We start from the raw sequence: 15,011 nt of genomic DNA on the forward strand, positions 1-15,011 counted from the left end.
ACTAGTTCTGCATTTTTTTATATTGTTGAATATTCTCTTTGGGGGCGATGATTGATGTCGCTCGATCACTCGTTAGAATTTGTTGGGCCAACCGATAAACACTACGTTTTTCAACTTTTTCAATTTGCTCTACTACATGTTCAATCGTTAAGTGTTTCCCTAGCACTAATTCATTGCGTCCATTGCGATACATTCGTGATTCAGTACTTTCTAATCCAAGAACAAAGCTTCCTTTTAGCTGTTCTTTTGCATTTCGCAATTCCTTATCCATTATCCCGTCGTGCAATAGCTCTGCGATGACTTGTTCGATCGTTTCATATGTCTCTTTAAAGTTTTCGGGCGATGTTCCACAATAAATTACGAAGCCTCCAGCGTTCTCATACGCCGCATAATACGTATAGACAGAATATGCTAACCCTTTATTCTCCCGCACTTCCTGAAATAGTCTTGAAGACATCGTGCCGCCAAGAATACTGTCGAATAAACTTAATTCGTAAATTTTATCATGCGTGGATGGTAACGATGGATAACCGAAGCATATGTGTGCTTGTTCTATATCTTTCGTTTTTATAATTTGTTTCGCCGCAAAGTCCGGTAGCACGATTTCATCTTTTAAGGCTGTCGTTAATTTACTTTGATAATATCCGAAATGTGCTTCGATTAACTTAATGAGCCGATCATCATAATTTCCAGCAATCGAGATTACTAGGTTTTCGGGACCATAGTGATGTAACATGAATTCGTCTACCATTTCTTTTGTAAAACGTTTAATTGTTTCCACACGTCCACCGACTGGCTTTCCAATTGGATCATTTGGGAACATAGCTGTCCAAAGCTTTTCATCTACATCTTCATCAGGCATATCTTCCACTGAAGATATTTCATCTAAAATTACGGACTTCTCTTTCTCCATTTCTTCATCCTTAAATTGTGAATGGAAGAACATATCAGATAAAATTGTCAGCGCGTACGATGCATGATTACTCAACACCGTTGTATAGTAACAAGTCATTTCTTTTGATGTGAAGGCATTTAAATCGCCGCCGATTTGATCGAACTGCTCAGCGATCATTCTAGCCGTTCTCGTAGCTGTCCCTTTAAATAGCATATGTTCGATGAAGTGAGCAATCCCTTCTTGCTCCGCTGTTTCGTCAGAAGAACCTGCATGCACCCATAAACCAACAGCTACAGACTTTACGTGTGGCATTTTCTCATGAATGATACGTACCCCATTCGGGCAAATATGTGTTTCAATCATCGACTTCTCTCCCTTTTTAAAAAGTACAAAAAGCCTTCTTCGCCGCAACTTGTGCAGGAAGAGGCTTTTTAACCTGTTGATTATTCTTTATTTGCTTTTTCTTTTGCTTCTTTTTCTTCTAAGATCACGACTTTTCTAGAAAGATTTACTCGTCCTTGTCTATCAATTTCGATAACCTTTACCAATAATTCGTCTCCAATTTTCAGCACGTCTTCAACTTCTTTTGTACGCGCTTCTTGAATTTCAGAAATATGAAGCAAACCATCTTTACCTGGGAAGATTTCTAAGAACGCACCGAACTTCTCAATACGCTTTACTTTCGCAAGGTAGTATTCGCCAGCTTTCGCTTCACGAACGATGTTTTCAATCATTTGCTTCGCTTTCTCATTCATCTCAGAATTTGGAGAAGCAATATAGATTGTACCATCTTGTTCTGTATCAATCTTCACTTGAGTTTCTTCAATAATTTTATTGATCACTTTTCCACCAGGTCCGATTACATCGCGGATTTTATCTGGATTAATATGAATGACAATAATTTTCGGTGCGTATTCAGACAACTCTTCACGTGTTTCAGAAATCGTAGTCAACATATGATTAAGAATTTTAATACGACCGACTTTCGCTTGTGCAAGTGATTCTTCTAAAATTTGACGAGAAAGTCCATCAATTTTGATATCCATTTGAAGTGCTGTAATACCTTTATCAGTTCCTGCTACTTTAAAGTCCATATCACCTAAATAATCTTCCATTCCTTGGATATCTGAAAGGATAGAGTAATCTTCGTCTTTTTTGATCAAGCCCATTGCGATTCCTGCCACTGGAGACTTAAGTGGTACACCTGCGTCCATCATAGCCATTGTTGAAGCACAAATTGATGCTTGTGAGGAAGAACCATTGGACTCTAATACTTCTGCTACAAGACGCATTGTGTATGGAAATTCAACTTCATTTGGAAGTACTGGAAGCAACGCACGCTCTCCTAATGCACCATGACCGATTTCACGACGGCCTGGTCCACGTATAGGTCCAGTTTCACCAACACTGAAGTTCGGGAAGTTATAATGATGCATGAAGCGCTTGGAATCATCTGAGCCTAATCCATCAATCATTTGGCCTTCACCGAGTGCGCCTAACGTACAAACACTCAATACTTGCGTTTGTCCACGTGTAAATAAAGAAGAACCGTGTGCGCGTGGTAAAAGACCTGTTTCAGAAGATAATGGACGAATCTCATCAAGCCCACGGCCGTCTGGACGGACTTTATCTACCGTGATCAAGCGACGCACCTCGTCTTTGACCATTTGTTCTAGGACAGCTTTTACTTGTTTCATGGTCTCTTCATCGGACTCTTTCTCGATATAACGATCAAGGACTGCTGTTTTTACTTCATTTATCGCGTCTTCACGCGCATGTTTTTCTTCTGTCTGAATCGCTGCAATCAAATCACCCTCGCAGAAATCTTTTACTTCTTTGTTGATATCTGCATCTAATTCGAATAGTTCGATCTCGAATTTTTCTTTACCGATTTCTTGAGCGATTTGCTCTTGGAATTCAACCAATTTTTTAATTTCATCATGACCGAACATAATCGCTTCTAGCATGATATCTTCAGAAATTTCTTTCGCCCCTGCTTCTACCATATTAATCGCGTCTTTTGTACCCGCAACGACTAAATCGAGATCAGATACCTCTAGCTGACTTGGGGTTGGATTGACGATAAATTCACCATCAATACGACCGACTTGAACGCCTGCGATTGGTCCATCAAACGGAATATCTGAAATAGACAATGCTAAAGATGAACCGATCATCGCAGCGATTTCAGAAGAACAATCTTGATCTACTGACATCACAAGTGAAATGACTTGAACATCATTACGGAAGCCTTCAGGGAACAAAGGCCTAATTGGTCGGTCAATTAAACGACTAGTCAAAACGGCATTTTCTGAAGGACGACCTTCACGCTTAATGAATCCACCTGGAATTTTACCAGCTGCGTATAATCGTTCTTCATAGTTTACTGTTAACGGGAAAAAATCTAGAGGTTTTGGTTTCTTGGAAGAAGTCACTGTGGAAAGTACTGTTGTTTCGCCATAACGAACGAGCACAGCACCATTTGCTTGCTTTGCAAGTTGTCCAGCTTCGATTGTCAGTGTACGTCCTGCCCAATCGAGTGTATAAACTTTTTTCTGTTCTGACATTGTAGATCCCCTCTCTATTTGTGAAGCTTATTCAATTGACAGTATGTAATTAGTAGTAGTGTATCAAAAATGACATATTTATGCGATGTTTAAATTCTTGATCCCATAGAAAAAAGCGGGCAAAGCCCGCTTTTTAGTCTTATTAACGGCGTAAGCCTAGTGTTGCAATAAGATCACGGTAACGTTGAACGTTAGTTTCACGTAAATATCTTAAAAGACGACGACGTGTACCAACCATTTTGTACAGACCGCGACGTGAGTGGTGGTCTTTCTTGTGTGTACGCAAGTGGCTGTTCAAGTTATTGATCTCTTCAGTAAGGATAGCAATCTGAATATCAGCAGATCCAGTATCATTTTCATGAGTTTTGAATTGATTGATAAGCTCAGTTTTGCGCTCTTGTGTAATAGCCATCCTTTTCACCTCCTAAATAAAAGTATCCCCATCTCCCGAGCAAACGTTGGTGAGTCGTGTTGCCAAGAAGTGGTTCGTGTTTATGACACTGCTTTATCATATCACGGCATTCTTTCAGTTGCAACAACCAACTCTAGTCGTTTAATAAGTCAATCGCTATTTGTTTATCTTTAGCGATTTGCTCCTTTAATGCATCAAATGAATCAAACTTCCGCTCTGACCGTATTCGATGTAGCCAATCAATCGAAACTTTCTGTCCGTATAAATCCAGTGTAGCATCAAGCAAGTGAACTTCTGCAATCGCACGACGATGTTCTGGATCATGAAACGTTGGTTTGACACCCATATTGCAAACGCCTTTGTACCATGTATCGTTAATTAAACATTGTACTGCATAGACGCCGTTAGCCGGGACAATATGTTCTTCTGAAGTTTGAATATTTGCAGTCGGGAAGCCTAACAAGCGACCTCGCTTTTCTCCATGTACCACTTCCCCGAACGTTCGAAATGGACGTCCTAGTAACGTAGCAGCTGCTTCTACATTACCTTGCGAGAGTAATTCGCGAATCTTTGTAGAAGAAGTTTTCCCTGTTTCATCAAATGTAACTTTCGAAACTGTCGTCGTTCCATACAATCCGCTAGCAAGTTTGCTCATGTCTTCCATTGTACCTGAACCTTTTACGCCAAACGTAAAATCAAAGCCTGCCGTAACATGCTTAACACCTAATCCTTTAATAAATACATCAATAAACTGTTCAGGTGACAAGCTAGCTAGATTCCAATCAAAACTAACGATGAACAGTACATCCACTTCTAAATTTTGAAGCAGTCTTACCTTCTCCTCAATAGGAGTGATGTAGCCAACATTTTTATCAGAAAAGAGCTGGGAAGGATGTGGATCAAACGTCATAACAGCTGTCTGTATCGCTAAGTCATCCGCTGTTTTTTTCGCGGAACGAATGACTGCTTGATGTCCTTTATGTACACCATCAAAAAATCCGATCGCTAAAGAATAGGCGTGATTCTGACCGATATCTACTTGATCGGGGTAACGTAATCTGTAGATTTCCATTTCTATCTCTCCTTACTCATTGGGCAATAACATTTTTTCTGGCTTCATCAATCCAGGTTTCGTCGGATGATTTTGATAGATAGCCCATATTTTTTTTTCATACGTCATAATAATAGACGGATAATCATTCAATAACGGATGCGCTGGTAACACTTGTCCATTTTTAATATGCTCTATATCCGAAGTGTCTATTTCCACTTTTGGAAAGTCGGTCAATACGTTTTCAATTGGCAACAAAATAGAGTCTACTATTTCCGCTTCCATGAACTCCGCTACTTCCGCTAACGTTTTACACTCTGCCTGACGAAAATTACCTGAAGCCGTTCGTACTAATTTTTCCATATGTGCTGGATAGCCAAGAAGTTCACCTATTTGCACAGCAAGCGTTCGAATATATGTACCTTTTCCACAGCTCACACGAATGGAAAATGTGACTTGTTCCCCCGCAAAATTTTCTTCTTCATCTAAAAGTTCTATTTGATGGATCTGTACTTTACGTTCAGGTCGTTCTACTTCTATACCTTTTCTTGCATACTCATAGAGTCGCTTGCCCTTTACTTTTACAGCTGAATACATTGGTGGAATCTGTGTAATTTCACCTGTTAACTTATGTAATGCTTCCATAATTTGTGCTCGTGTAAATTCTTTATACGAGTTATCACTAGTAACAGTTTCACCTTGTGCATCTTCCGTTTCCGTAGATCGGCCGATTGAAACTTTCGCAATGTATTCTTTGCCCGCATCTGTCACATACGATGCGACTTTCGTTGCTTTCCCTATACAAATGGGTAGTACACCTTCTACTTCAGGATCCAGTGTTCCTGTATGTCCTACCTTTTTTGTACGTAAAATCTTTCGAAGCTTAAAGACGCAATCATGTGATGTCATCCCTTTTTCTTTCCACAAAGGTAATATTCCGTTCATCTTGCCCCTTCTTTCTGTGGGTTCATTGAAAAACCTCTTAGATAAGAATAGAGGAAGTCATTACGCTTAAGCGATAATGAACTTCCTCCACATTTTTACTGCTTGTCTTCATCATTCACTTGACGAATTAAGCTCTCAATACGATTACCGTACGCAACCGATTCATCTAGCTCAAATTCGATTTCAGGTGTTTTACGCAAACGAATTCTCTGACCAATTTCAGTCCGGATGAATCCTTTGGCTTTAGAGAGACCGATCAACGTGTCTTCGCGCTCTTTATCTGTCCCAAGAACAGAAATAAACACTTTTGCCTGTTGCAAGTCGCCTGTTACGTCTACGCCTGTAATCGTAACGAAACCGATGCGCGGGTCTTTCAACTTTTGGCCGATAATTTCGCCCAATTCTTTTTTCATTTGTTCAGCAACTCGATTTGCACGCACTGACACGAACATTCACCTCGTTCTATACTCATAAGTATTCAACTGCACACGCGGTCATTTCCCACTCTGGATTTGATTCGAATAGGCGAATGGCTCTTCTCACTTCGCGTTCAGCCGCATCTTTAGACGATGCGACAGCAACTATAGCGAAAGTCGTCCTTTGCCAAAGATCTTGATGATCTATTTCTGCGACAGAAACATTATAGGAATTTTTCACTCGATCTCTCATTCGATTTAAGACAGCTCGCTTATCTTTAAGCGATGCCGCAGTCGGAATGAAGAACGAGCATTCCGCGTACACAATCATACTCGTTTAATTTCTTCCATTACGTAAGCTTCGATGATATCGCCTTCCTTGATATCATTAAACTTTTTGATCATGATTCCACATTCATAGCCTTTTGCCACTTCTTTTGCATCGTCTTTGAATCGCTTCAATGTATCAAGTTCTCCTTCAAAGATGACAATGTTATCACGAAGGACACGAACACTAGAGTCACGTGTGATTTTACCATCAATTACATAACTACCTGCAATTGTACCAACTTTTGTAACTTTAAATGTTTCACGAACTTCAGCTTGACCGATTACTTTTTCCTCGTATTCAGGATCTAGTAAACCTTTCATTGCTGATTCGATTTCTTCAATTACTTTATAGATTATGCGATGTAGACGAATATCAACGCCTTCTTCTTCCGCAGCACGTTTCGCATTCGTATCTGGACGTACGTTGAATCCAATAACGATCGCATTCGAAGCAGCCGCTAATGAAATATCAGATTCGTTGATCGCACCTGCACCGGTGTGGATGATCTTGACATTAACACCCTCTACTTCAATTTTCATAAGAGAAGACGCCATTGCTTCAACCGCACCTTGAACATCTGCTTTGACGATCAAGTTCAATTCTTTCATTTCACCTTGTTTCATTTGATCGAATAAGTTGTCTAGCGTTACACGTGTCTTTTCCACACGTTGTTCTTGAAGCGCTTCTCCAGCCCGTGTTTCACCAATTTGGCGTGCAGTTTTTTCATCTTTAAAGACAACAAAACGATCGCCCGCTTGTGGCACGTCACTTAATCCAGTGATTTCTACTGGCGTAGATGGACCTGCTTCTTTTACCCGACGGCCTAAGTCACTGACCATCGCACGAACCCGTCCGTACGTATTACCGACAACGATCGGATCTCCTACATGCAATGTACCGTTTTGTACTAGCAATGTAGCAACAGAACCTTTTCCTTTGTCAAGTTGCGCTTCAATTACAGTACCACGTGCTCTAATCGATTGATCCGCAGTAAATTCGCCTACTTCTGCAACCAATAGAACCATTTCAAGAAGTTGCTCGATTCCTTCACCCTTTAGTGCGGAAATGGGTACGAAGATCGTATCTCCACCCCAGTCTTCTGAAACTAAGCCGTGTTCAGTCAATTCTTGCATAACACGATCTGGGTTAGCAGACGGTTTATCCATCTTATTTACTGCAACAATGATTGGAACTTCTGCTGCTTTTGCATGATTGATCGCTTCAATTGTTTGCGGCATAACGCCATCATCTGCAGCCACGACTAAAATCGTCAAGTCAGTTACTTTCGCTCCACGCGCTCTCATCGTTGTGAAAGCTTCGTGACCCGGTGTATCTAAGAATGTGATTTTCTTATCGTTTACTTTGATTTGGTACGCTCCGATATGCTGCGTAATTCCGCCAGCCTCTCCTTGCGTTACTTTCGTATTACGAATCGAATCGAGTAAAGTTGTTTTACCGTGGTCAACATGACCCATGATCGTAACAACGGGTGGTCTTTCTTCCAGAATACCTGGAGTTTCTTCTTCTTCCTCTTCAGGATCTTCAAAGTAAATCTCCAAATCGGTAACATCGATTCTGACTTCTTCCTCAACTTCTACACCATAATCCGCACAGATTAGTTCAATCGCATCTTTATCCAACTCTTGATTAATCGTCGCCATGACACCAAGCATGAATAATTTTTTGATGATTTCAGAAGGTTCCTTACCTAATTTTTGAGCTAATTCGCCCACTGATAATGATTCATAGAACGTAATTTTTTCTGGTAGAGGCTTTTCAATCTTTTGTGCTGGAACTGCTGGACGATATCGACGACGTCCTTGGTTGATTCCACGTGCTGCGGGTCTTCCACCACGACCGCCACCTGGACGACCTCCGCCACCTGCTGGACGTGCACCAGGACCAGCACTTTGACCTTGTCTTGGCTGTTGATTACTGCCTTGTGCTGGTCTAGATTGCTGTGTAGAACCTTGCCCTTGTGGACGATTTGCTGAAGTTGAAGCAGAACGGTTAGCTCCTTGAGTGCTTTGACTACCTTTGTTCGCACTCTGATTAGTACGACTATTGGTGCCTCTTGGAGAAGATGTCCCAGAAGTAGAAGCTGGTTTAGCGTTTCCACCTTGGCGATTGCCAGAAGGACGCTGAGCTGGTCTATCTGTCCTTTGATTATTAGTTGGCTTATTTCCTGATGCTGGTGTTGCACTAGTTGCTGATCTAGGGAATTTCTTATCTAGTTTCGCTATAGTTTCTGGTTCAAGATACGCCATATGTGTAGTTATTTCAATGTTCATCTTTCCTAATTCATCTATAATATCTCTACTCGTCTTATTCACTGTTCTGGCATATTCATGTACTCGTATTTTCGTCATTAGCCCACCCCCGGTTATATTCGTTGAGGAGCTCGGATAATTTTTTAGCGAATCCTTTATCCGTTAGCGCCAAGACCACTCGTGCTTCTTTACCAATCGCATGCCCAAGGTCTTCACGACTCCCAAATACATGCTTCTCAACGTTGTAAGTATTACATTTATTAGTTAACTTTTTCATCGTATTTGCAGATGCGTCAGCTGATAGTATGACTAGCGCTGCATTACCTGAACGCACTTCTGTTACGACTAGATCTTCACCCGTTACAATTTTCCGCGCACGGGCTGCTAGACCAAGCAGTTGATAAATTTTTGTTGGATCTTTCATTTGATCGCCTCTCGACGTATCGCATGCAAAAGATCCTCATACACTTGCTCAGGAATCTTCACACCCAACTGATTTTCAATTGAGCGTTGCTTACGTGCTTTTTCTACAGCACCTTCCGTCTTTGAAACGTATGTACCGCGACCTGATTTTTTGCCTGTCAAGTCTACAGATACTTCTCCTTCTTTCGTACGGACGATTCGAATCATTTCTTTTTTAGGAAGCATATCACCTGTAGCTGCACATTTACGCAAAGGGATTTTCCGATTGTTCGACATCAGCATGCAATCCTTTCCAAATCAATATTCTTCGTCTAGATCTGCGTATAAATCAATATCTTCCACCTGTTCAACTGGCGCTTCTTCTTCATACTCGTAAGCTTCCAAGTAGTCTTCTTCAGCGCGAGGATAGATCCCTAACTCTCTAGCATCGGTTTCACTCTTGATATCGATTTTCCAACCAGTCAATTTAGCAGCCAATCGTGCATTTTGACCTCTTTTACCGATAGCTAGTGATAATTGATAATCTGGTACGACAACTGTTGTAGAGCGTTCCTCTTCATCCACTTGGACATCAATAACTTTTGATGGACTCAATGCATTTGCCACAAATACGACTGGATCTTCAGACCATTCTACAATATCGACTTTCTCACCGTTTAATTCATTGGAGATGGATTGAACGCGAGCACCTCGTGAACCTACGCATGAACCGACTGGATCGACTTCTTCGTTCGTTGTATGAACAGAGATTTTCGAGCGATCTCCAGCTTCTCTAGCAATCGATTTAATCTCAACTGTTCCATCATAAATTTCAGGAACCTCTAATTCGAATAAGCGACGCAGCAAACCTGGGTGTGTTCTAGAAACAAACACTTGCGGTCCTCTTGCTGTTCTTTCCACTTTTGTAATATATACTTTAATACGATCATGTGGTGCATACGTTTCCGTTTGAATCTGTTCGCTAGAAGGCAAAACTGCTTCTACCTTGCCTAATCCAACAAATAAATTTTTAGCATCCATACGCTCGACGATTCCGTTGACGATGTCTTCTTCACGATCGATATATTCTTCGTAAATTAGACCACGTTCAGCTTCACGTACCCGTTGTGTAACGACTTGTTTCGCTGTTTGTGCAGCAATTCGTCCAAAGTCGCGTGGTGTGACTTCTTCTTCGACAATATCAGCAAGTTCGTATACAGGGTTAATGACTTGTGCATCTTCGAGTGAGATTTGTAAGCGCTCATCTTCTACTTCTTCTACAACATCTTTTCGTGAATAAACTTTCATCGTGCCTTTATCTAAATTCAAATCAACTCGAACGTTTTGTGCTTGGTTAAAGTTTCTTTTATATGCAGTTACTAGCGCTGCTTCAATCGCGTCCACTAACACTTCTCTTGAAATACCTTTTTGTTGTTCAAGAGCTGTCAGTGCTTCGAGTAGATCACTACTCATGTTCATCACTCCCACATTCTATTATCATTGCGCTTACCTACTTTGCTAATTACAGTCAATTACGACTCGGCATAATTTCGTCTAGTTTTTTCGAGCTACGTGAAAAAACTGTGACATTAGCCGAACACTTAACTCATTCAACAGTACTTTAAGTCTCCCACCAAATGAAGTTAAAAATCTATCGCTAGACGAGCAAACGCAATTTTCGTTTTATCAATTTCTACTAATACTTTTCTAGTCTTCATGCGTATTTCCACTTTTGCGAAGACCGGACCATATCCGAGTAAATATCCCTCAAACTCTTTCAGTCCATCTATCGGTTCATAAGTCTTGATGAACACGTATTGGCCTACTGCTTTTTCAAAATCTTCATCTTTTTTCAATGGTCTTTCCGCTCCGGGAGAAGACACTTCAAGGAAGTAATTTTGTGTGATTGGATCTACTCGATCCAGTTCCTCACTTAGCTTCTCACTAACCGCCGCACATTGATCGATATCAATTGCTCCTTCAGGCGTGTCGATATAAATACGTAAAAACCAATCACGGCCCTCTTTCAAGAACTCCACGTCAACCAGTTCAAGCCCTAATTCTTCAACAATCGGACTCGCTAACTGTTCAACTACCTCTGTAATTTTACTCAATGATATCCCTCCCGAAATTCAAAATAACAACAGAAAAGAGCGGGAAGCCCCACTCTTTTCCGCAAGACGTATAGCAAAAGTTGTTTCAATCGTATCATAAGGGCATTTACAATGCAAATGATGCAGCTGTAAGTCTCAATCAAAACAATGATAATTGATTGGCATCTGGCATTCCCTCTAAACAACCAAAGTTGTCTAAATACTCGACGATTGTTTTCGATACGCGACCTCTCTTTTGGAAGTCCTCTTTTGATAAAAACTCTCCATCTTTACGCGCTTCGACAATCGCTTTCGCAACGTTCGTACCTAAAGAAGGTACCGCATTAAACGGTGGGATCAATTGATTATCTTCAATAATAAAGCGAGTGGCATCGGATTTGTATAGATCTGGTTTCGCAAAAGTAAATCCGCGCTCTACCATTTCAAGTGCAATTTCCAGTACAACAACCAAGTTCTTCTCTTTCGGTGGTGCGTCCAACCCTTTATCATTGATTTCTTTAATCTTCGCACGGATAGATGCCGAACCTTTAGACATCGTCATTAAGTCGAAGTCTGTTGCACGCACGGTGAAGTACGTGGCGTAATACATGATTGGGTGATGTACTTTAAAATACGCAATACGAAGCGCCATTAATACATAAGCAGCCGCGTGCGCTTTCGGAAACATGTATTTGATCTTCTTACACGAAGCAATATACCAACCAGGTACTTTATTCGCCTTCATCTCAGCTTCGAATTCTGGTGTTAATCCCTTTCCTTTACGAACGGATTCCATAATTTTAAAGGCCAATGATGGTTCTAGTCCTTGATAGATCAGGTAAACCATAATATCATCACGACAACCGATTACTTCGGATAGCTGGCAAGTTTTATTTTGGATCAATTCTTGTGCATTGCCAAGCCATACATCCGTTCCATGAGATAAACCAGAGATCTGGATTAATTCAGAGAATGTGGACGGTTTTGTTTCTTCCAACATTTGTCGAACGAAACGAGTACCGAATTCTGGCACACCTAGCGTCCCTGTTTTACAATCGATTTGCTTTTCAGTGACACCTAGTGATTCTGTTCCGCTAAATAACGCCATAACGCCTTCATCATCTGGCGGAATCGTTTTTGCATCAATTCCTGATAAATCCTCTAGCATTTTAATCATCGTTGGATCATCGTGACCTAGAATATCCAATTTCAATAGGTTGTTATCTATCGAGTGGAAGTCAAAGTGTGTTGTACGCCAACTGGATTGTATATCATCTGCTGGAAATTGAATTGGCGTAAAATCGAAAATATCCATCGTGTCTGGTACAACAATTATTCCACCGGGGTGCTGTCCTGTATTTCTTTTCACACCAGAACAACCTTGCACAAGTCGATCGATTTCCGCTCCACGCATTTGTAAGTCATTATCGTTCATATACCCTCGGACGTAACCGTATGCAGTCTTTTCAGCAACAGTTCCAATCGTTCCTGCACGATACACATAGTCTTCCCCGAATAATTCCTTCGTATAATTATGCGCGTGAGCTTGATATTCACCACTGAAATATGACAATAGGTAAACCTTTGATATTATCGCCGGCTTTTCCCCTGTCCCACACCGTACGTGACCCTTTCGGCGTCATACGGCGCTCCATCGTCTTTATATTTACGATAAATTAAACAACTAACGCTTGGAATCCTACAACCTTGCGTAGTTTATTGAGTTTCTTTAATGCTTTTTCATCTAATGAATAGACGAGTTTTACTTTTGCAGGGTCTTTCATCGGAAACTTTGTATGGATAAGGGTATGATAATCCTTTTTAATAATCACAAGATTGTCGTACTCATCAGTTCCACCCATTTTAGTAGGTAGGATATGGTGACAAACACAGTTGATTGGCATTAACCGCTCTCCTGTAATATGGCACTTTCCTTTTTGCGCGACATATTTACTTATCCGATTATTTTCATACAAAGTAGATTTTGATGAGAAGTTCCCTCTTCTTAAATGTTCAATTTCAATGGCTGTTACATGAATTAGTTCTCGATGTATTCTTTGACGGTCTTCTTTGTTGTAAACCGTAAATGTAGGGTCTCTTTGACCTCGTATTTGATGCCGAATGGATTCAAATGGATATACCAGTATGCCATTACTTTTAAATCGTTTGTAATTGAAATCGTCATAGAACTTTTCAATTACAGCATTCTTCTCTGTTGTCGGGTTAAAAATGTTCCGATACATTAAAGTTTTGATTTTAAAGTGTATCGTATGTCTAACATCATTAAAATCAACCGATACCCTGGTGGCAATCTTATAGTAATTATGAATCCCCAACGTAAATGCATTGAGGTCAAGAATCTTTTTCGGCGTTGGGCTTTTCCGTATTTGACTTAGTTTATATAGATAAACCTTCGTCACTTTTTCTTTTGCCTTCGGGGATATTTTTGAATTTACAATATACCCCGTTTTAGCTGTCCCTTTTTGTACCGCTCGAAAGCGTACACCTAGAAAATCCGTTCCATTCTTTCGAAGGTTTGTGATTTTACTTTTATCAGGACTAACATCTAAGCCCAAACGCTCGTTTAACCATTTCGTCACAGCAATGAATAACTTACGGGCATTTTCATAAGAGTTTGTAAAGATTTTGAAGTCATCTGCATAGCGAACAATGTAACAAGGCTTTAACCTTGTCTTCTTCAAGGCATCTGTACGATTCCTTTTCAGTTTATAGTTCACTCTTGTCGGTTTTGTTTCCCATTGATTTGAAATCCACCAGTCTAACTCGTTTAACACGATATTAGATAACAAAGGAGAAAGTATCCCGCCTTGTGGTGTTCCCTTATCAGGTACTCCTTCACCGTCAATTTCTGCTTTTAACATCTTACTGATAATACTCAGCACTTTTTTATCTCTAATACCAATAGCCCAAAGCTGTTTGCTTAACTTTTTATGATTTACATTATCAAAGAAACCTTTAATGTCTACATCGACTACAAAGTGTTGATGACTATGATTGACCATATGGTAGCATCTCGCTAAGGCGTCGTGCGTATTCCGATGTGGTCTAAACCCGAAACTTGATGGATGAAATTTTGCCTCAACGATTGGTTCAAGAACTTGTAGAATCATTTGCTGAATCAGTCTATCTTCAATCGTCGGTATACCAAGAGGACGTTTATCACCATTCGGCTTCGGAATCATCACTCTTCTAACCATTTCCGGTTTGTAGTTTTCTAATTTTCTGCGAGCCATTTTAATGAGCATATCTTTATTCATCTTATTAAGATGTTTAATCGTATGCCCGTTTGAGCCTTTTGTTTTGCTCCCAGTATTGCTTTTCATGTTTCGATAAGCAAGGAGAATATTTTCTTCCGACACGATTAAATCGTATAACTTCTTAAAATACCTTCCATTTTTACTTTCAGCATATAAAGTATCAAACTTTTCTTGAACATTAAAGTATTCATTGTTTCTTAACTTTTGAACCATTAAGTCAGCCAACTAATCACCTCAATCGGTTTTCGTTTCTGTTTGGTCATACAAGAATACTGACTTTTGTAGGATTTGTATCGTAAAAGACGACTTAAGCCCTTCCCTTGGAATTGTTTTACCCTCAAACCTATTCAA

13 protein-coding genes and 1 pseudogene are annotated in these 15,011 nt (G+C 40.3%); all 14 read right to left on the reverse strand.

What is annotated here, in order from left to right:
- Window position 1: 1 nt before the first annotated feature.
- The 14 genes and pseudogenes from ORD22_RS00115 to ltrA all read right to left on the reverse strand — a co-directional run bounded on the left by ORD22_RS00115 (window position 2) and on the right by ltrA (window position 14,885).
- Window positions 2–1,258 carry a M16 family metallopeptidase gene (locus tag ORD22_RS00115; RefSeq protein WP_317643813.1) on the reverse strand — a complete coding sequence of 419 codons (1,257 nt, stop codon included), beginning with the start codon at window positions 1,256–1,258 and terminating at the stop codon, window positions 2–4.
- 80 nt (window positions 1,259–1,338) lie between these two features.
- A complete protein-coding gene (gene pnp / locus ORD22_RS00120) occupies window positions 1,339–3,462 on the reverse strand; it encodes a polyribonucleotide nucleotidyltransferase (RefSeq protein ID WP_317643814.1) in 2,124 nt (707 codons plus the stop codon).
- 142 nt (window positions 3,463–3,604) lie between these two features.
- Window positions 3,605–3,874, reverse strand: a complete 270-nt coding sequence (rpsO, locus tag ORD22_RS00125) for a 30S ribosomal protein S15 (RefSeq protein ID WP_317643815.1) — start codon at window positions 3,872–3,874, stop codon at window positions 3,605–3,607.
- Window positions 3,875–4,007: 133 nt separating this feature from the next.
- Window positions 4,008–4,946 (reverse strand): riboflavin biosynthesis protein RibF, encoded by a 939-nt coding sequence (gene ribF / locus ORD22_RS00130; RefSeq protein WP_317643816.1) that lies wholly within the window; start codon window positions 4,944–4,946, stop codon window positions 4,008–4,010.
- A gap of 12 nt (window positions 4,947–4,958) precedes the next feature.
- Entirely contained in the window at window positions 4,959–5,870 is a 912-nt protein-coding gene (gene truB, locus ORD22_RS00135) for a tRNA pseudouridine(55) synthase TruB (RefSeq protein WP_317643817.1), read from the reverse strand.
- Window positions 5,871–5,965: 95 nt separating this feature from the next.
- Complete coding sequence (gene rbfA / locus ORD22_RS00140) at window positions 5,966–6,316, reverse strand: 30S ribosome-binding factor RbfA (protein WP_317644179.1); 351 nt, start codon at window positions 6,314–6,316, stop codon at window positions 5,966–5,968.
- A 22-nt stretch (window positions 6,317–6,338) separates the two neighbouring features.
- Window positions 6,339–6,617 (reverse strand): DUF503 domain-containing protein, encoded by a 279-nt coding sequence (locus ORD22_RS00145; protein WP_317643818.1) that lies wholly within the window; start codon window positions 6,615–6,617, stop codon window positions 6,339–6,341.
- Window positions 6,614–8,986: a translation initiation factor IF-2 gene (infB, locus tag ORD22_RS00150; RefSeq protein WP_317643819.1), complete on the reverse strand. Its 2,373-nt coding sequence runs from the start codon at window positions 8,984–8,986 to the stop codon at window positions 6,614–6,616. Before infB ends, ORD22_RS00145 begins: the two co-directional genes overlap by 4 nt.
- Window positions 8,964–9,311 carry a YlxQ family RNA-binding protein gene (locus ORD22_RS00155; RefSeq protein ID WP_317643820.1) on the reverse strand — a complete coding sequence of 116 codons (348 nt, stop codon included), beginning with the start codon at window positions 9,309–9,311 and terminating at the stop codon, window positions 8,964–8,966. The genes infB and ORD22_RS00155 overlap by 23 nt, the downstream gene beginning before the upstream one ends.
- Window positions 9,308–9,586: an RNase P modulator RnpM gene (rnpM, locus tag ORD22_RS00160; RefSeq protein WP_317643821.1), complete on the reverse strand. Its 279-nt coding sequence runs from the start codon at window positions 9,584–9,586 to the stop codon at window positions 9,308–9,310. The genes ORD22_RS00155 and rnpM overlap by 4 nt, the downstream gene beginning before the upstream one ends.
- Window positions 9,587–9,607: 21 nt before the next feature.
- Window positions 9,608–10,762, reverse strand: coding sequence for a transcription termination factor NusA (nusA, locus tag ORD22_RS00165; RefSeq protein WP_317643822.1), 1,155 nt, complete (start codon window positions 10,760–10,762; stop codon window positions 9,608–9,610).
- Between the two features lie 170 nt (window positions 10,763–10,932).
- Window positions 10,933–11,403: a ribosome maturation factor RimP gene (gene rimP / locus ORD22_RS00170; protein ID WP_317643823.1), complete on the reverse strand. Its 471-nt coding sequence runs from the start codon at window positions 11,401–11,403 to the stop codon at window positions 10,933–10,935.
- A gap of 139 nt (window positions 11,404–11,542) precedes the next feature.
- Window positions 11,543–12,946 (reverse strand): annotated as a pseudogene (locus ORD22_RS00175) (PolC-type DNA polymerase III); the annotation flags it as partial.
- A gap of 112 nt (window positions 12,947–13,058) precedes the next feature.
- A complete protein-coding gene (ltrA, locus tag ORD22_RS00180; protein WP_317643824.1) occupies window positions 13,059–14,885 on the reverse strand; it encodes a group II intron reverse transcriptase/maturase in 1,827 nt (608 codons plus the stop codon).
- Window positions 14,886–15,011 lie beyond the last annotated feature (126 nt).

The sequence above is a fragment of the Sporosarcina sp. GW1-11 genome (genome assembly GCF_033088395.1).
Taxonomy (GTDB): Bacteria; Bacillota; Bacilli; order Bacillales_A; family Planococcaceae; genus Sporosarcina.

What these genes read in the sequence shown, in the direction of transcription:
- ORD22_RS00115 (WP_317643813.1), bottom strand. Translation starts at nt 1,258, where the DNA reads ATGATTGAAACACATATTTGCCCGAATGGGGTACGTATCATTCATGAG.
- pnp (WP_317643814.1), bottom strand. Translation starts at nt 3,462, where the DNA reads ATGTCAGAACAGAAAAAAGTTTATACACTCGATTGGGCAGGACGTACA.
- rpsO (WP_317643815.1), bottom strand. Translation starts at nt 3,874, where the DNA reads ATGGCTATTACACAAGAGCGCAAAACTGAGCTTATCAATCAATTCAAA.
- ribF (WP_317643816.1), bottom strand. Translation starts at nt 4,946, where the DNA reads ATGGAAATCTACAGATTACGTTACCCCGATCAAGTAGATATCGGTCAG.
- truB (WP_317643817.1), bottom strand. Translation starts at nt 5,870, where the DNA reads ATGAACGGAATATTACCTTTGTGGAAAGAAAAAGGGATGACATCACAT.
- ORD22_RS00145 (WP_317643818.1), bottom strand. Translation starts at nt 6,617, where the DNA reads ATGATTGTGTACGCGGAATGCTCGTTCTTCATTCCGACTGCGGCATCG.
- infB (WP_317643819.1), bottom strand. Translation starts at nt 8,986, where the DNA reads ATGACGAAAATACGAGTACATGAATATGCCAGAACAGTGAATAAGACG.
- ORD22_RS00155 (WP_317643820.1), bottom strand. Translation starts at nt 9,311, where the DNA reads ATGAAAGATCCAACAAAAATTTATCAACTGCTTGGTCTAGCAGCCCGT.
- rnpM (WP_317643821.1), bottom strand. Translation starts at nt 9,586, where the DNA reads ATGTCGAACAATCGGAAAATCCCTTTGCGTAAATGTGCAGCTACAGGT.
- nusA (WP_317643822.1), bottom strand. Translation starts at nt 10,762, where the DNA reads ATGAGTAGTGATCTACTCGAAGCACTGACAGCTCTTGAACAACAAAAA.